This is a genomic window from Cytobacillus pseudoceanisediminis, from assembly GCF_023516215.1.
GTDB classification, from domain to species: Bacteria; Bacillota; Bacilli; order Bacillales; family Cytobacillaceae; genus Cytobacillus; species Cytobacillus pseudoceanisediminis.
Genome location: NZ_CP097349.1, coordinates 2,310,187 through 2,328,404 on the forward strand (window position 1 = coordinate 2,310,187; position 18,218 = coordinate 2,328,404).

The following is an 18,218-nucleotide window of genomic DNA, read 5'->3' on the forward strand; positions in this document are numbered from 1 at the left end:
GTTCAATCGATCTTTTTAGTACAGCCATTCGGATGTACACACCATTTTGCATTTGTTTGAAGATTCTGGAACGCTCACATTCCACCAGGCAATCTGCTATTTCCACACCCCGATTTACAGGGGCCGGATGCATGATAATGCTGTTTGGCTTCATTTTTGTTTCACGCTCTTCTGTAAGGCCGTATGCCAGGTGGTATTCTTCAGCCGTTTGATTGGCTTTGGATTCATGCCGCTCATGCTGGATTCTCAGCAGCATGACAGCATCAGCGGTTTCAATAGCTGTATCAACATCTTCATACATGCCATTTTCAAGCAATTCTTCATTGAACCATTCTTTTGGTCCGGAGAAAACAACCTTCGCACCGAGCCGGACAAGTGCATCTGCATTGGATCTTGCGACACGGCTATGGGCAATATCACCGATGATGGCTACTTTTAATCCTTCAAAGGAACCGAATTCCTGTTTAATTGTCAGCAGGTCTAGCAGGGATTGTGTTGGATGGTGGCCGCAGCCATCCCCTGCATTAAGGATAGAAACACCGCTTTTATCTGTTAATTCGTCAAAGTAGCGGTCCTGGCTATGGCGAATGACTACTGCATGCACTCCGATTGCTTCAAGTGTTTTTACCGTATCGTATAGTGACTCACCCTTCGATACACTTGACGTACTGACTTCAAATGGGATTATGTCCAATCCAAGCCGCCTTTCCGCAACTTCAAAGCTGCACTTTGTCCTTGTGCTATTCTCAAAAAAGAGGTTGGCGACAAAAACCTTTTGTTCAGGAGTCCATGTTCCGCCGTTTAAAAAGTATTGTGCATCATTAAGTATTTTATTGATTTCTTTAATCTCTAGCTCTGAGGTAGTGAGCAAATGTTTCAATTTTTTCCTCCTCTTCAAAAAAAGCACCCTGCCGATTTGGTCAGGGTGCTGCAAAGTTGAGGCAGCCAGATATACGGATACACTGATCCCCGTATAGCAGGTTTGCCGCCAACACCCTTATAAGCCTCTCGGGACTTAGTTAAAAAGCGTTAAGCTACATTATTTTTTTCATTTTCAGCTTCAAACATATCTTCCTTAGCCTCTTCTCTTCCAGGGAGAATCAGGTTCAGGAGAACGCCGCTGATCGCTGCCAGAGCCATTCCTTCCAGTTTGAATGCCCAAATTTCGATATGGGCTCCGCCAATTCCGAGTACAAGGATGACGGATGCGATAACCAGGTTACGGTTGTTTCCAAAATCCACCTTGCTGTCAACAAGCATTCTTAATCCTGATGAAGCGATGATCCCGAACAGCAGGATCGACACGCCGCCCATTACTGGAGTAGGGATCGAGCTGATCAGTGCTGTTACCTTGCCAATGAATCCGAAGATGATGGCGATGACTGCAGCACCTGCCAGTACATAGACACTGTATATTTTTGTGATGGCCAGTACGCCAATGTTTTCACCGTAAGTTGTCTTTGGCGGACCCCCGATTAATGCCGAGATCATTGTTCCTGTTCCATCAGCAAGGATGGAGCGGTGAAGACCCGGTTCTTTAATATAGTCTCTCCCAACTACTTTTCCAAGGACAAGCTGATGACCGATATGTTCAGAGATTGTCACAACAGCCACCGGAATCATTAGAAGTGCCAGATCCAGGGTTATCCTCACTTCATAATCAGCGAACGGAATTATGAACTCCGGCATTTCGAACCAGGCTGCCTGCTGTACAAGTGAGAAGTCTATAAGGCCCACAGCCAGTGAGTAAACATACCCGATGATGATACCTGCAAGAATCGGCACCATGCTGAGCATTCCTTTTGCATAGATGGAGAAGATAATTGTTGCACCTAAAGTGATGAGCGCCGCTGAAAAATGCAGCATGCTGTATTCACCCGTTTCAGGGTTGTTCATGGCCATACCGACTGCTGTGCCTGCTAATGCCAAACCGATTACGATGATAACCGGGCCGACCACGATGGGTGGAAGCAGATTCATAATCCAGCGGTAGCCTGCTTTTTTGATGATTAATGCTACGGCTCCATATACTAGCCCTGCCATAAAGCTTCCGATCATGGCAGCACCTGGTCCGCCAGCTGCTTTTGCTGCTATGATCGGAGCAATGAAAGCGAAAGATGACCCTAAGTATGCCGGTACCTGCCATTTTGTTATGATGAGGAAAGCGATTGTTGCCAGTCCGCTTGAGATTAAAGCTATGGCAGGATTTAATCCTACTAAGAAAGGTACAAGTATAGTGGCTCCGAACATTGCGAATAAGTGCTGTAAACTTAATGTCAGCCAATGGGCTGGTTTTGGAACATCTTTTATATCTAGAATAGGCTTATGCATCCCAATCTCTCCTCTTCATTTTATTAAAAAACCCTCCTTGCCAGATCCGCAAAGAGGGTATAAGAGCACAGCAAAAGACAGACTGCTTCTGCTGAGTTCCCCTTTGCCAGCCTCTCTGGACTGCATTTAAAAGGGCTATTTAATTTTCAAAAATGCTTACTTGATCGTTTTCATCCACTTCCTTCAGCTCAACAACAATTTTCTCCGAACTGGAGGTTGGAATGTTTTTTCCTACATAATCAGCTCTTATCGGAAGCTCTCTATGGCCCCGGTCCACGAGTACTGCCAGCTGAATCTGCGATGGCCTTCCGATGTCAATCAGCGCATCAAGAGCGGCTCTGACCGTTCTTCCTGTATAAAGAACATCATCGACCAAGATCACTTTCTGATCATTTATATCTTTTGGAACATCTGAGCCTTTGACTAGCGGCTCCTGATTATCAGTCTTTTTTGTAAGATCATCTCTATAGAGAGTGATATCAAGTTCGCCTACATCAATTTTGGCACCTTCTATTTGTTCGATCCGCTCGGCCAGGCGGTTCGCCAGGTAAATCCCCTTGTGCGGATTCCAATCAGGATGCAATGTTCGATCCCTTTATTTTTCTCTATGATTTCATGAGCTATCCTTGTCAGCGCTCTCCTGATTGCCTGGTCATCCAAAACAATTGCTTTTTGCTGCGGCATTCTGACTCACCTCTATTATCTGATTCTCTTCTGTTAATGTTATATATATAAAAAACCCTCTCACCGATCGGGCGAGAGGGTAAACGATTCTGCTGCTGCAGAATAAGGGATACAAATTTCCTTATTCAATCCGTTTCCTTCCCAGCCTCACGGGACTGTTTTAAAGGACTTATTCAACTATTGTCATCTTAAAGCACAATTGGACAATTGTCAACGATTATTTGCCAGTTTATCTAATAGCTCCTCGAAATAAGCAGGTATAGATGCCTCAAATTCTAGGTACTCTCCTGTTCTTGGATGTTCAAATCCAAGAACACCTGCATGCAGTGCCTGTCCGCCAATATCAAGAGTCTTTCTTGGACCGTATTTAGGATCTCCTGCCAGAGGATAGCCAATATATTTCATATGAACACGGATTTGATGAGTTCTTCCCGTTTCCAGCTGGCATTCCACCAGTGTGAAATCCCTGAAACGCTCCAGGACCTGAAAATGAGTAACCGCATGTTTTCCATTGTCAACAACGGTCATGCTTTGACGGTCTTTGGGATCGCGGGCAATAGGCGCATCAATCGTACCATAATCATGGGGAATAACTCCATGAACAACGGCACGGTACTTACGTGTAACCGTTTTATTCATCAGCTGGTTCACAAGACTTTCATGTGCCATATCATTCTTAGCAACCATAAGAAGTCCTGATGTATCTTTATCGATTCTATGAACGATTCCTGGCCTCATAACCCCATTAATTCCTGAAAGATCTGTGCAATGTGCCATAAGTCCATTAACAAGAGTGCCAGTACCATGCCCGGCTGCCGGATGGACCACCATTCCTTTTGGTTTGTTTACCACCAGGACATCTTTATCTTCATAATAAATATCCAGATCCATTTTTTCCGGCACGACATCTAATTCCTCAGGTTCAGGAATTGATATTTCAATTTTATCATTTGCCGTACATTTGTAATTGGTTTTCGGCTTCTGCCCATTTACAAGGACATTGCCGTCTTTGATCCATTGCTGAACCTGCGTTCTTGACCAATCCGCATTCAGTGTGGATAACACTTTATCTATTCTTTCTCCTGCCTGTTCATCAGGAATGATGTGTTCCATTTTCTCCATAAGATTTCTCCTTTTTCTTTGCTTCTCTCTCTTCAAGCAGCATCTGAATCATCAATAATCCTACACCAATGACCAGTGCCGAGTCAGCAATATTGAAAACGGGAAAGTCATAGCCAAAAATATAAGTGTTTACAAAATCCACCACTTCTTTTCGAAATACCCTGTCAATAAAGTTTCCAATCGCTCCGCCCAGCATCAGGCCCAAAGAGACTCCAAGAAGCAATTTGCCTTTGGCTGCTTTTTGAATGTAATAAATGATACCAATTATGACAATAACGGTTATTACGTAGAAAAACCACATTTGCCCCTGCAGGATGCCCCAGGCAGCGCCACGGTTGCGGTGCGATGTAATATAAAGAAAGTCCTCAATAACTTTAACACTTTCCCCTAATTCAAAGTTCTTAACAATCAGCCATTTCGTAAACTGATCAAGTGCTATCACGAACAATGCAATTATGTAATAAAACACAAAGGCAACCCCCAAATCTCATATCATTACCTTTGCATTTTAGCACAAACTGAATAAAAAACACAGCACACGCCTAAACTCAGTGGAAAATAGATTTTCTGTAGAATTTCCCAAGCCTGCTGCAATCCTCCATTGTTTTTAAAGTAGGGATCATATGAAGCAAATCTGACGGGAGCAGCTCACCTGAAATTTCACATATGCCAAAGCTTCCAGTTTCAATTTTGCTGAGTGTTTGCTCGATATCATGCAGTTCTTCCAATAAAATAGGTTTTATCAAAGCGGAACTATTGCCTTCCATTAGTCTTTCCAATATTTCCTGTCTTGTATTACGGAGTTCTGTATATAGCCCTTCTGCCTTTGCATCCATGCCGTTTCCTCCGTTCTATGATGTTTACTTTATTATCTTCTCGGAACGGATTTCAGACACGGGCAAACTTTTAGCAAACGGCACAACATTTAGTGAAGGTGGAATTATTTATAAAATGGATTTCGCATTCGCCTTAGGATAAAAAAGAACGTCATTTATCAAAAAAAACAGTCCCCCAAATATTTGAGGGACTGCAGGTATTTAAGCCAAGTGGCTATAATTATTCTTTACAACCTCAGCACAGCGGGGGCAAAGAGTGTCATAGCCTTCTGTCTGGCCGACTTCTGGAGTAACTGTCCAGCAGCGATCACATGTTTCGCCTTCTGCTTTGGAAACCACAATTGCAGTATTTTCAAATTTCACGGCATTTTCAGGTGCATCTGACAGGCTGCCTGCAACCTCAAATCCAGAAACGATAAAGATTTGCTGAAGATTTTCCTGAATTGAATCCAGCAGGCTCTTTGCTTGATCGTTTACATAAAGTGTCACTTTAGCAGTCAGAGATTTGCCGATCACCTTTTCATTACGCGCTTCCTCCAATGCTTTAAGAACATCATTGCGAAGCTTCATAAATGCAGTCCACTTTTCTTCCAGCTGTTTCGCGTTCGGAAGCTCTTGATATTCAGGCATATCCGTCAATTGTACACTTACTTCCTTCACATTCGGAATAAAGCTCCAAACTTCATCTGAAGTATGGGAAAGGATAGGTGCAACAAGTTTTGTCAAAGCAATAAGGCTCTCATATAAAACAGTTTGGATAGCACGGCGTTCTGCATTATCTTTCGCTTCAATGTATAGGACATCTTTTGCAAAATCAAGATAGAATGCACTTAGATCCAATGTACAGAAATTATTGACAGCATGGTAGATGCTGGCAAATTCATAGCGGTCATAAGACTCGCGAACATTCTTGATCAGTTTATTCAGCTTAACAAGCATAAACTGGTCAACTTCACGCAGGTTTTCAAATGAAACCGAGTCTGTTGCCGGGTTAAAATCATCCAGATTTCCAAGCAAGAAGCGGAACGTATTGCGGATCTTTCTATATACTTCTGCAACCTGCTTCAGAATAGCATCAGATACCCGGACATCTGCCTGATAATCAACTGACGCCACCCATAAACGCAGAATGTCAGCACCAAGCTGATTCATGACTTTTGCCGGAACAACTACGTTTCCGATGGATTTACTCATTTTTCTTCCTTCGCCATCAAGTGTGAACCCGTGGCTCAGGACACCTTTATAAGGAGCTTTGCCTGTTACTGCTACAGCAGTTGAAAGTGAAGAGTTAAACCAGCCTCGGTATTGATCAGAGCCTTCAAGGTATAAATCTGCAGGACGCTGTAAATCGTCGCGCTCTAAAAGAACTGCCTGATGGGAAGAACCGGAATCAAACCACACGTCCATGATATCCGTTTCTTTTGTAAACTGGCCATTCGGGCTTCCTGGATGTGTAAATCCTTCAGGCAGCAGTTCTTTCGCTTCTCTCTCGAACCAGATGTTCGAACCATGTTCACGGAAAAGATTAGACACATGTTCAATGGTTTCATCTGTGATAATTTCTTCTCCATTTTCCGCATAAAAGACAGGAATTGGCACGCCCCATACACGCTGTCGGGAGATGCACCAATCACCGCGGTCCCTGACCATGTTAAATAGTCTTGTCTCGCCCCATGCAGGATACCAATTTGTTTCCTTAACAGCTTCCAGAAGTTCATTGCGGAAATCTTTAATGGATGCAAACCATTGGGCAGTAGCACGGAAAATAACTGGTTTTTTCGTTCTCCAGTCATGCGGATAAGAGTGAGTAATAAAAGTAAGTTTTAATAAAGCCCCGGCTTCCTCAAGTTTTTCAGTAATCGGCTTATTGGCTGCATCATAGAATAAACCTTCAAAGCCAGGAGCTTCACTAGTCATGTTTCCTTTATCATCAACCGGGCATAATACGTCTAACCCGTATTTCATGCCTACATGGAAATCGTCTTCCCCATGGCCAGGGGCAGTGTGAACACACCCAGTACCAGCATCAGTTGTAACATGCTCACCCAGCATGACAAGGGAATCACGGCCATAAAGGGGATGCTCGGCAACTACATTTTCGAGGTCGGTCCCTTTTACTGATTGGACAACTTTATAGTCTTCCCATTCAAATTCTTTAGCCACTGAAGCCAGTAAATCTTCAGCAACCATAAACTTTTTGCTGTTTGCCTCAACTACACTATAGGTAAGGTCCGGATGAATTGAAATTCCAAGGTTTGCCGGGATAGTCCATGGAGTAGTAGTCCAGATGACAATATGAGTGTCCTGATCCAATACGTTCTTGCCATCTTTTACTTTAAAAGCAACATAGATGGACGGTGAACGCTTATCTTTATACTCAATTTCAGCTTCAGCCAGAGCTGATTCAGATGATGGTGACCAATATACAGGCTTTTTGCCTTTGTAGATATAGCCTTTTTTCGCCATTTCCCCAAATACTTTTATTTGCTGGGCTTCGTACTCAGGCTTTAGAGTGATGTATGGATTCTCCCAGTCACCGCGGACGCCTAAGCGCTTAAATTGACCGCGCTGGCTGTCAATCTGCTCGTATGCATACTCTTCACAAAGCTTGCGGAACTCAGCAATACTCATTTCTTTCCGCTTTACGCCTTTGTTTGTCAAGGCCTGCTCAATTGGCAAACCATGTGTATCCCAGCCAGGAACATATGGAGCATTATAGCCTGTCATTGACTTAGAGCGTACGATGAAATCCTTTAAGATTTTATTCAGCGCATGGCCGATGTGGATGTCGCCATTCGCATATGGAGGACCATCATGCAGAACAAACATTGGACGGCCTTTGGTCCGTTCCTGGACCTTCTCATAAATATTCATCTCTTCCCATTTTGCCTGAATTTCTGGTTCGCGCTTTGGTAGATTGCCGCGCATTGGGAATTCGGTTTTTGGCATTAATAAACTATCTTTGTAATCCATTCCTTTGCCTCCTGTTTATAACTCATTAAATACCATGATAGCCAATGAGAGCTGATAAAAACCACAGTAAAATACAAAAAAACCTTCCCATCCCAAAAAGGGACGAGAAGGTTATATTCTCCCGCGGTACCACCCTTGTAGATGAAAAATGATTGTATTTCATCCGCTCAAAGAATTCTTAACGTGAATGAACCGCCTTGGCCTACTGATGGTTATACGTTCGGCAAGGAACTCAAGGGTGATTTTCCAGCTTTTGCTTATACCCGGGCTTCCACCATCCCCGGCTCGCTTACAGAGTAAGAATGCCATTCTGTACATAAGCTTTGAAAGACTGTACTGTCCCTCTCATTGTTGATAAACATCGTATTTTACTTTGTTTTAAAATTATATGCGATATTTCCAGCTTTCGTCAAGCCAGTGATTCTTCTTCTTCTCTTAATGACTTAAGTTCAGTGGAATCCAGCTTATATTCCATTAAATGATCCCAATCATCGTTGTTTAGCATATCCAGCTGTGCTTCAACAAGCATCTTGAAACGTGTTCGGAATACTTTGGACTGTTTCTTTAAATCTTCAATATCCAGTGCGATTTTTCTCGCTTTAGACAGGGATTCGTTCACAATTCTGTCAGCATTCTTTTCAGCTTCTTTAATGATTAGCTTCGCTTCTTTATGGGCATTGCGCTTTACTTCCTCTGCTGCTTCCTGTGCAACCACAATAGATTTATTAAGTGTTTCTTCAATTGTAGTAAAGTGGCCTATGCGTTCGTTTGTATCATTGAGCTTTTCTTCAAGCTCCTTTTTTCCCTGATCAGGATTTCGTAGTCCTTTATGATCTGGTCGAGGAATTCGTTTACTTCATCTTCGTCATAACCGCGGAATCCTTTGCTGAATTCCTTGTTATGAATATCTAACGGTGTTAATGGCATGTGTGCCACCTCCCAGGTCTGTTGATCTTATGTAAATTGGTTTGAGCCTGCTGGTTCATTTTAATTATAGCAGACTCCGTAGTCTTTTGATTATTTATTCGACAGGTTGTTTCAAATTCCTTCAAGATTATAAAAAATTTTATCTGTTTGCTTAAGTGTTGACTTCCGCTGCAGGCACTCAGCGACGGCGGGCTTCCGGCAGCCTCCTGAGTGCGCTGACCCCAGTAGTCTCGCTCCATACTTCGCATATAGGCTATCTCTGCCTCCCAGCAATAATCCTCCATTTGTCCTTCTTTGTTTTCCCATCTATATCTATGATTTTGGAACGGCCTTGACCCCTGACTGAGATGATGTCGCTTTGCTGGCATTCAAATGAGGGGTTTTCTATTTGCGTCCAATTGACTTTGACTAATCCCTGCTGGATATAGAGCTGGGATTTTTGCCTGGAGATATTGTAGATGGCTGAGATGACTGTATCCAATCTCAGGGATGAAGAGGTGATGGAGCTTTCTTTCCACACTTCTGCTGATTGGATTGCCTCTGAAAAGGGCAGTTTTTTCAGGGACACGGAAGCTCTGCCAATTGACTGCAGCTGCAGGCTGATGTAATCTTCAATTTCTTGTGCTGCAAAAAACTGGATTCTGTCGTCTTCAAAAAGGATATCACCGAATTTCCCTCTTTTTAGCCCTAGAGACATTAGACTGCCCAGGACTTGCGGGTGTTCTATGGTGACAAACTTTTTTGGGTATTCCAGTTCAAACAGCCGAATTTGAAAATCTCCCTCATCGCTTTCATAGTAATCCGGAAATATGAGGGCTCTCTTTCTCTCAGCATTTGGAGTTCCGCCAAATAAAGCAAATAAGATTCCGGCATGCTGCCCTATGACGCTTTTAAGGATTTGCTGCTCCCTTGGGTCAAGAAAATCAGTAAGCTTTGGTGCATATGTATTTTCTACAAGGTCTTTCCAGTTAAGAACCTGATCGATAAATTCTTTTTCTTCCGGCCGGAAGTGCTGATAAATGGTCATCTTTAAGGAACCTCCTTTTTACACAAATAAAAAAGGGCCATTTGATAGCCCTGTTTGTAGTCTTATGAAATCCAATAAAAAAGCTGCTGCAAACCTCCAGTGGCAAATCGCAAAACTAAGATAGCCACAATAGGAGAGATATCAATCATTCCAAGCGGAGGTATGATTTTGCGGAATGGCTCAAGGTACGGTTCACAAATCCTTGCAAGAAACTGGCCAAAAGCTGATTCCCTGGCATTAGGGAACCAGGACAGCAAAATATAAATAATCAGTGCCCACGAGTAATAATAAATTGCAGATGACAATATCCCAAATACTAATTCCATTAAATGCTACCACCTCGTATTTTCTAATTCTTGTTCTTTCATCAGCTGAGAGATGTTTCCTGATACCTCAACATTGTCAGGGGTACATAGAAAAATATCAGTTCCAATCTTTTGAATATCTCCGCCGATGGCATAAACGGTTCCGCTAAGGAAGTCAACAATCCGCTTTGCCTGATCTTTTTCTATTCTCTGCAGATTGACAACAACAGCTCTTCTGTTTTTCAGCTGATCCGCAATATCCTGTGCTTCTGCATAAACACGCGGTTCAACAAGAACTACTTTAGAAGATTTCTGCACACTTTGGAGGCTGACGATGTTTTGTTTTTGAACTGGCTGCTGCTTCTGCACCTGCTTCACCGGCTCTCTTTCTTCTTCGATGATTTCCTCTTCCTTATAGTCATATTCATCATCCAGGAAGAAAAATGTTTTAAATTTTGATTTTATACTCATTTTATCAAACCTCCTGACTCTTTTGACCTACTAAAGCAGTACCAATCCTCACCATTGTGGCACCTTCTTCAATTGCCAGGGAAAAATCATTAGACATGCCCATTGAAAGCTCAGTACAAGGAGCAAAATCAAACCCCAGATCTTTCACCTTTGTTTGCAGGTTCTTTAGCTTCCGGAAACAGGAACGAAGCAATTCCTCGTCATCTGAAAGAGGTGCCATTGTCATAAGGCCGATAACATTGAGATTTTTATAATCAGCCAGGCATGAAATAAAGTCAGCTACCTCTTCAGGATTTATTCCCTGTTTCGACTCTTCCCCTGAGACATTAACCTGAACAAAACAATTTATCTTTCGATCAGCCCGCTTGTCGATTTCCTTTGCGAGGGAAAGCCTGTCCAGTGAATGGATATAATCAACTTTATCAATTATATTTTTCACTTTGCGCGTTTGCAGCGTTCCAATAAAATGCCATGTCGGCTTGTCCTTTAACACATCCCACTTGGCAAGCAGTCCTTCATCCCTATTTTCACCTAAATGAACAATTCCTGCTTCAAGTGCTTCTTGTGCCCGTTCGGCTGATACATACTTAGTAACAGCAATGAGGGTAATTTCTTCTGGCTTACGGTTGGCCTTTATGCACGCTTCCTTTATAGCTGACTCAATTTGCTTTAAATTATCTTCTACTCTCATTTAGCTTCCGACTTCCTCCTTCCAGCCAATAAAGCTCATCATTCTGCCCGTCTTTCCCCTATCTCTTCTGTGGGAGAAAAAATAGTTTTCATGACAGCTTGTGCAATAATCAGTAATCATAATATTTTCATGAGGAATTCCTGCATTTGTCAGAATTGTCCGGTTTAGTTCTTTCAAATCAAGCTGGAATTGATTGTCACTAATTTGATTATATGGCTTAATATCGACATCTTCTAGTATTTTTTGCACTTTTGAAATAACATGGTCATCAACTATATAACAATTACCGCAAATGGAAGGGCCAATCACGGTTTGGACCTCACTTAAGTCAATGCCTTCTTTGGCAAATAGCTCGGCCATCTTCCTGCCAATCCCCCGACAGTACCTTTCCAGCCTGCATGGGCCATGCCTATGGCTCCTGTCTTTTCATGCAAAAAGTAAAGCGGCACACAATCTGCATAACAGAGAGTCAGCATGACACCTTTAGAATAAGTGAAAAACCCGTCAGTACCAGAAAAGGAATCCTCGTAAACAAGAGCACCTTTCCCTTTATCTTTTCTGGTAACTTTTTTTATGTTTATTTCATGAGTTTGTTCAGCACCAACCCATTTTTCATGAGAAAACCCAAGCAAGTCAGCCACATGCTGCCGATTTCGGCTGACTGCTTCATTGCTGTCGTTCACGTGCAATCCTACATTAAGCGTTTTGTATTCATTACGGCTGCAGCCGCCATTTTTAGTTGTAAAACCGGCAGTTATATTAGGAAAACGATCTGCCCACTCTTTTATGACAAAATACTCTTCCGTTTTTAAAGAAAATGGTTCCATGCGATTAACCCCATCTTATTTTTCTATAGTTTACCACAAGGCAGGCAGTGATGACACCATTAACAACTCTTATGCTTCCTCCTCAATATATTTTGGCTCAATCGCATCCTGATAGCGGACCAGTATGACATCCTCACCAATTTTTATAATATTTTTCCACGGTATGACAATATCAGCATCTCTCCCAAAAAACCTAACACTTTTCCCGTTCCCCCGATAATGACGGCTTCAATTTTTCCTGTATTTATATTAATATCTATATCCCCAATATTTCCAAGCTTTTTGCCGTCAGCTACATTTACAACATCCTTCATTTGAAATTCAGATATTTTCACCATCGACATTTCACTCCCAATTTATGTTCTTATTCAATATATGTTTGCCCCTATAGGAAAAATGTTTGGTAAATATAAAAAGCAGCCAAATTGGCTGCTAGCTTTGAATATTTTTATTCATTTGTTTGATTGCCGCTTTTTCAAGCCTTGAAACTTGAGCCTGGGAAATGCCGATTTCCTCTGCCACTTCCATTTGAGTTTTGCCCTGGAAGAAGCGTTTTCTAAGAATCAGTTTTTCCCGTTCATTCAGTCTTCTCATTCCCTCTTTTAAGGCTATCTCTTCAATCCATTGAATATCTTTGTTCCGTTCATCACTCAGCTGATCCATCACATAGATCGGATCTCCGCCATCATTATAAATGGGTTCAAATAAGGAGACAGGATCCTGAATTGCATCTAATGCAAAAACGATTTCTTCATGAGGCACATCCAGCTCTTTTGCTATTTCTTCCGCCGTAGGCTCTCTGGATGTTTTGCTCATTAAACGTTCTCTTACCTGCAGAGCTTTATAAGCAATGTCCCTTAATGAACGCGAGACGCGGATCGGGTTATTATCACGCAGATACCTGCGTATTTCCCCAATGATCATCGGAACTGCATAGGTGGAAAACTTAACGTTTTGACTTAGATCAAAATTATCAATAGATTTCATTAGACCGATACAGCCGACCTGGAAAAGGTCATCAACAAATTCGCCTCTGTTATTAAAACGCTGAATCACACTTAATACGAGACGCAAATTGCCGTTGACGAGTTTTTCCCGTGCGGTTATATCCCCCTTATGCATTTGCTTGAAGAGCTCTCTCATTTCTTCGTTTTTTAAAACTGGAAGCTTTGAAGTATCAACACCGCAAATTTCTACTTTATTTCGAGTCAATCCATTTCCCTCCTCACAGGAGCTGCTGTACAAAAAACAGTATCTCCTTGGAAAGGAAAAATATGCACCGGCTAATCTGACTGCCGGATGGGGAAACGGTCAAAGCATCATAAACACTAGGTTTTCTCCTTGCAAAATTTTGTAAAAAAATATTCCTGTTTAAAGTTTCAAACCATCTTATTAAATTCTTTTTTTAATCTTTTTATTATTCGTTTTTCCAGTCGTGAAATGTAGGACTGAGAAATACCCAGCATATCTGCCACGTCCTTCTGAGTTTTTTCTTCACCCGATCCAAGGCCAAATCTAAGCTCCATTATCTGTTTTTCCCGATCTGAAAGCTGATGCAATGCCTTTAGCAAGAGCTTTTTATCAACATTTGCTTCAAGGTCTTTTGTGATGATGTCATCCTCAGTGCCAAGCACATCGGAAAGAAGGAGTTCATTGCCATCCCAATCAATATTGAGGGGTTCATCAAAGGAAACTTCAGAACGGATTTTATTGTTCCTTCTTAAATACATTAGAATTTCATTCTCAATACAGCGGGATGCATATGTAGCCAGCTTGATTTTTTCTCTGGATTAAACGTATTTACAGCTTTGATAAGCCCAATGGTTCCAATGCTGATCAAGTCCTCTATATTGATGCCTGTATTCTCAAACTTTCTGGCGATATATACAACAAGACGCAGATTTCTTTCAATTAAAATGGATCTTGCAGCTTTATCTCCTTTCGGAAGCTTGATCAGGAGCATTTCTTCTTCTTCCTTACTAAGTGGAGGAGGTAGTGCTTCGCTGCCGCCTATATAATATACTTCATCTGTTTTGATCCCCAGCTTAATCAATAATTTATACCAATAGTAGGATAAGCGAAGTTTTAACTTTTTCATGATTTGTCCTCCTTCTAAATTAGGTTTTTGCAGAGTATAGTATATTAACTTACTTTTGCATCCTGCTTCATTGTACTTGTACCTGTAAGCATCTTAGGATGAACAATGCACTGGAACGCATCGTCCGCAGATAGCTGCTGCATGGAAAAGGAAACTAATCCTCGCTCCGATTCTATTATTTCATTCTCTTTTTCAAGGAGAATGCGGTCAGGCTTGAATCCTATAATCAACTGGTGTTCTTGTCCAACAACCTTACATGGAATAACCCTCATTTTATGCTCCCAATTCCCGCCAATTGAATCACTGCCCATAATGATATCTTCCGGGTTCCCTGCCATTTTAATTATTTCAGGCGGGAACTCGTCAAGCCTGTCTTTAATGGATATAAACATCACTGGCATTTTCGAAATGGGATCGTATAACTGGTTGCCGCTGTCAATCAGGCCTCTGAAACGGAATTCTGTTTCATTGATAACAACACGCACCATAATTAAAGAGTCATATTGTATTTTTGTCATCTCAATTCCTTCAACGTTTCTCTTAGAGAAATGCCAGGCAAGAGGAAACCCAAGAAGTACAAACAGCCAGCTGATTGGATCACCAAAGCCTTTAACACTGGCGAGCATGACAGATGAAGAAAGCTGAAAATCAAAATTAATAAAATAATGAATGCCTATTAATGAGCCTCCAACTAAAAAAGTAGCAAAATAAAAAGTCATGAGCCCTTTTAGAAAGTAACGCAAACGCTTAAAGCCAAAAACAGCCAATACCATTGCAACCGAGAATAATAATTTAGTGACTGGGTGACCTGAAAATTCATTAAATGGTGTAAATACTAATAAAATGATGATCGATCCTATTAAGCCGCCTGCAAAAATCCTCCAAAGCCTGATTTCCCTTTTTAGTATTATGGCTGTTAGATAAAGGAGAAGGCTGTCAAACATAAAATTCAGCGCCCAGATAATATCCAAATAGACTGTCAATTATCTTCCCCCTTAGAAAAGCGCAAGCGCCTTGCCCACCTCCGACACCCCGAGAGGTTAGGCGCTAGAGCTAGACAGTTATAAAGATTATAGTTATACTTCTTGCTTCCTCTTCAAAATCAGCATCTGGCAGATTGACTTTAGCAGTCAAATTCTCTCATATATTTATTGTGCTATGATTCTGTTAGAAAAAAGTATAGCGCATTTCAGTAAAGGAAGTGTGTCGCTTTCTGTATGCAAAAAGATAGAAATTTTCCCTATTCCCAACGGATTTTGTCATTATTTTTCTATTTAATGCTCCTTCATTTTTCACTGGGTGTGATTTATATCACATTTATTATTTTCAATATCAACTATAATGACAGTGAAAATAATAAAAAGGAGTTTTGCTGATATGCTGGACACAAAAACAATTGAAATTATTAAAAGCACTGTACCTGTACTTGAAAAACATGGCGAAGATATTACGAAAACCTTTTATAAGTTAATGTTTACAAATCACCCTGAACTGCTGAACATCTTTAATCATGCTAATCAGAAACAGGGACGACAGCAAAAAGCACTGGCAAATTCAGTATATGCTGCTGCAAAATATATCGATAACCTGGAAGCTATTCTCCCGGTTGTCACACAAATCGCTCATAAGCACCGATCCTTAGGCATTAAGCCTGAACATTATCCGATTGTTGGAGAGCATTTAATTCTTGCAATCAAGGAAGTGCTGAAAGAGGCTGCTACTGAAGAAATTATTGATGCATGGACTAAAGCTTATGGTGTGATTGCGGATGCATTCATCGGATTAGAAAAGAGCCTTTATGAGGATGCCGCTGATAAGCCAGGAGGCTGGGATGACTTCAGAACATTCACTGTTGCAAAAAAGGTGAAAGAAAGTGATGTAATTACTTCCTTCTATTTTACACCTGACGATAGGGGGAATATTTCCAGTTATCTTCCTGGCCAGTATATTAGTATGAAATTAAATATTCCAGGAGAAGATTATACACATATCCGCCAATACAGCCTTTCTGACTCTCCGGAAAAGTCATATTACAGAATTTCTGTTAAGAAAGAAGAAGGCCATTCTGAAAAACCGGACGGAAAGGTTTCCAGCTATCTTCACAATGATCTGAAAGAGGGCGATCATATAGAAATAAGTGCTCCTGCCGGAGAATTTGTTCTGGATAAAATGAATAATCCTGTCGTTCTGCTTAGCGGCGGAGTAGGCATTACACCAATGCACAGCATGCTGCGTCATCTTGATGCAACAGGAGTAAATCATGAAACTATTTTTGTTCATGCTGCACTAAACGGGAATGTACATGCATTTTTAGGAGAAGTACATGAAATTGAAAAAAGGAATTCATTGGTAAAAACATATTTCTGCTATGAAAGTCCAACAGAACAAGATATAGCCGAAAAGACCTTCAGCAAAGAAGGCTATATTACTTCAGACTGGTTAAACACCATAGTGCCAAATAAAGATAGTATGGTTTATATGTGCGGGCCAGTACCATTTATGCAGGCTATGTACGAGGCATTGCTTGAAGCAGGCTTTCAGAAGGAAAATATCCGATATGAATTCTTTGGACCTTCTATGCAGCTAAAGGAAACTCAGATGGTTTAAATATAATTTTTGCATGGCTCATAGAGCCATGCTTATCTGTGTAAAAAACCTTCAATAACAATTCTAAAAAACCCCTGGAATCAAATTGATTACAGGGGTTTTTTCAATCAAATTTTATCTTCTGCGGTTACGGTTGCGTAAGAACGTCGGGATATCCAAAGTTTCTTCCGGCTGTTGAGATTGGCTGCTTCTTACAGGTTCTTGCGGAGCTTCCTCTCTTTTGGTTCACGCTTCATAGACGTTCCCATGCCTGGGGAAGATTTAGGCTGTCCGAATGTTGGCCTCATAGGCTTAGGCTGGATCACCTCTTCATTAAATCCAGTTGCAATAACCGTTACAACAATTTCATCTTTAAGGTTTTCATTAATTACGGAACCGAAGATCATATTCACGTCCTGATCTGAAGCTGAAGCAACAATGTCAGCTGCTTCCTGTACTTCATATAGGCTTAGATTTGATCCGCCAGTAATATTCATTAAGACGCCTTGTGCACCATCAATTGATGTTTCAAGCAAAGGTGATGAAATCGCCTTTTTCGCCGCTTCTGCTGCACGGTTCTCTCCTGCAGCGACACCAATACCCATTAGTGCAGAACCTTTATTGGACATGATTGTCTTCACATCTGCAAAGTCGAGGTTAATTAATCCTGGAACAGCAATCAAGTCGGAAATACCTTGAACACCCTGGCGCAGAACATTATCCGCTTCGCGGAATGCTTCAAGCATCGGAGTGCTTTTATCAACAATTTCCAACAGTCTGTCATTAGGAATGACGATCAGCGTATCAACCGCTTCCTTCATAGCAGCAATACCGCCGGCTGCTTGAGTGGAACGCTTGCGGCCTTCAAAAGTAAATGGGCGGGTTACAACACCAACAGTCAGCGCTCCTAAATCACGTGCAATCTGGGCGATAACTGGAGCCGCTCCTGTTCCTGTACCACCACCCATACCAGCAGTGACGAATACCATATCAGCACCTTTCAGTGCTTCTTCTACCTGCTCTTTACTTTCTTCTGCTGCTTTTTTACCTACCTCAGGGTTGGCACCTGCTCCAAGTCCCCTTGTAAGTTTGCCTCCGATTTGCATTTTCACTTCTGCTTTTGATAAGTTCAGCGCCTGAGCATCCGTGTTAACAGCAATAAACTCGACACCTTGAACACCATGCTCAATCATTCTGTTTACTGCATTGTTACCGCCGCCTCCAACGCCGATGACTTTTATAGTTGCTAATGAATCCAAATTTGTATCAAATTCCAACATGACTAATCCTCCTAATTCGTCGATATTCCTAAGAACACCTTTTTTGATTCGCTTTTTTAT

The 18,218-nt window shown here is 41.5% G+C and carries 12 protein-coding genes, 7 pseudogenes and 1 other annotated feature; of the genes and pseudogenes, 1 reads left to right on the forward strand and 18 read right to left on the reverse strand.

From position 1 onward, the window contains the following. Positions 1-70: 70 nt before the first annotated feature. The 17 genes and pseudogenes from M5V91_RS12365 to spoIIGA all read right to left on the reverse strand — a co-directional run. Positions 71-907, reverse strand: a pseudogene (locus tag M5V91_RS12365) (aspartate carbamoyltransferase catalytic subunit); the annotation flags it as partial. A gap of 122 nt (positions 908-1,029) precedes the next feature. After that, a complete protein-coding gene (locus M5V91_RS12370; RefSeq protein ID WP_284522176.1) occupies positions 1,030-2,331 on the reverse strand; it encodes a solute carrier family 23 protein in 1,302 nt (433 codons plus the stop codon). A 139-nt stretch (positions 2,332-2,470) separates the two neighbouring features. Then, positions 2,471-3,015: pseudogene (gene pyrR / locus M5V91_RS12375) on the reverse strand (bifunctional pyr operon transcriptional regulator/uracil phosphoribosyltransferase PyrR). 210 nt (positions 3,016-3,225) lie between these two features. Next, on the reverse strand, positions 3,226-4,137 hold the full coding sequence (locus tag M5V91_RS12380) for an RluA family pseudouridine synthase (RefSeq protein WP_019381722.1): 912 nt from the start codon (positions 4,135-4,137) through the stop codon (positions 3,226-3,228). Then, positions 4,109-4,606, reverse strand: a complete 498-nt coding sequence (gene lspA, locus M5V91_RS12385; protein ID WP_009330836.1) for a signal peptidase II — start codon at positions 4,604-4,606, stop codon at positions 4,109-4,111. Before lspA ends, M5V91_RS12380 begins: the two co-directional genes overlap by 29 nt. A 79-nt stretch (positions 4,607-4,685) precedes the next feature. Next, on the reverse strand, positions 4,686-4,973 hold the full coding sequence (locus M5V91_RS12390; RefSeq protein WP_009330838.1) for a hypothetical protein: 288 nt from the start codon (positions 4,971-4,973) through the stop codon (positions 4,686-4,688). A 201-nt stretch (positions 4,974-5,174) separates the two neighbouring features. Continuing rightward, on the reverse strand, positions 5,175-7,946 hold the full coding sequence (gene ileS / locus M5V91_RS12395) for an isoleucine--tRNA ligase (RefSeq protein ID WP_009330839.1): 2,772 nt from the start codon (positions 7,944-7,946) through the stop codon (positions 5,175-5,177). Between the two features lie 95 nt (positions 7,947-8,041). Beyond that, positions 8,042-8,304, reverse strand: a binding site (T-box leader). Positions 8,305-8,355: 51 nt separating this feature from the next. Next, a pseudogene (locus M5V91_RS12400) lies at positions 8,356-8,873 on the reverse strand (DivIVA domain-containing protein). 253 nt (positions 8,874-9,126) lie between these two features. After that, entirely contained in the window at positions 9,127-9,900 is a 774-nt protein-coding gene (locus M5V91_RS12405; protein WP_009330844.1) for a YlmH family RNA-binding protein, read from the reverse strand. 62 nt (positions 9,901-9,962) lie between these two features. Continuing rightward, on the reverse strand, positions 9,963-10,226 hold the full coding sequence (locus tag M5V91_RS12410) for a YggT family protein (RefSeq protein WP_009330847.1): 264 nt from the start codon (positions 10,224-10,226) through the stop codon (positions 9,963-9,965). A gap of 6 nt (positions 10,227-10,232) precedes the next feature. Further along, a complete protein-coding gene (locus M5V91_RS12415; RefSeq protein WP_009330849.1) occupies positions 10,233-10,676 on the reverse strand; it encodes a cell division protein SepF in 444 nt (147 codons plus the stop codon). Between the two features lie 4 nt (positions 10,677-10,680). Next, a complete protein-coding gene (locus M5V91_RS12420) occupies positions 10,681-11,367 on the reverse strand; it encodes a YggS family pyridoxal phosphate-dependent enzyme (protein WP_217025465.1) in 687 nt (228 codons plus the stop codon). Further along, positions 11,368-12,194: pseudogene (pgeF, locus tag M5V91_RS12425) on the reverse strand (peptidoglycan editing factor PgeF). A 69-nt stretch (positions 12,195-12,263) separates the two neighbouring features. Next, a pseudogene (locus M5V91_RS12430) lies at positions 12,264-12,532 on the reverse strand (YlmC/YmxH family sporulation protein). A 94-nt stretch (positions 12,533-12,626) separates the two neighbouring features. After that, a complete protein-coding gene (gene sigG / locus M5V91_RS12435; RefSeq protein WP_026041699.1) occupies positions 12,627-13,406 on the reverse strand; it encodes an RNA polymerase sporulation sigma factor SigG in 780 nt (259 codons plus the stop codon). Positions 13,407-13,573: 167 nt separating this feature from the next. After that, positions 13,574-14,292: pseudogene (gene sigE / locus M5V91_RS12440) on the reverse strand (RNA polymerase sporulation sigma factor SigE). A gap of 44 nt (positions 14,293-14,336) precedes the next feature. Then, complete coding sequence (gene spoIIGA / locus M5V91_RS12445) at positions 14,337-15,275, reverse strand: sigma-E processing peptidase SpoIIGA (RefSeq protein ID WP_009330859.1); 939 nt, start codon at positions 15,273-15,275, stop codon at positions 14,337-14,339. 394 nt (positions 15,276-15,669) lie between these two features. Between spoIIGA and hmpA the strand changes: the two genes are divergently transcribed. After that, positions 15,670-16,899 (forward strand): NO-inducible flavohemoprotein, encoded by a 1,230-nt coding sequence (gene hmpA / locus M5V91_RS12450; protein ID WP_284522177.1) that lies wholly within the window; start codon positions 15,670-15,672, stop codon positions 16,897-16,899. Positions 16,900-17,013: 114 nt separating this feature from the next. Here the strand turns inward: hmpA and ftsZ are convergent. Then, positions 17,014-18,158, reverse strand: a pseudogene (ftsZ, locus tag M5V91_RS12455) (cell division protein FtsZ). Between the last annotated feature and the right edge of the window lie 60 nt (positions 18,159-18,218).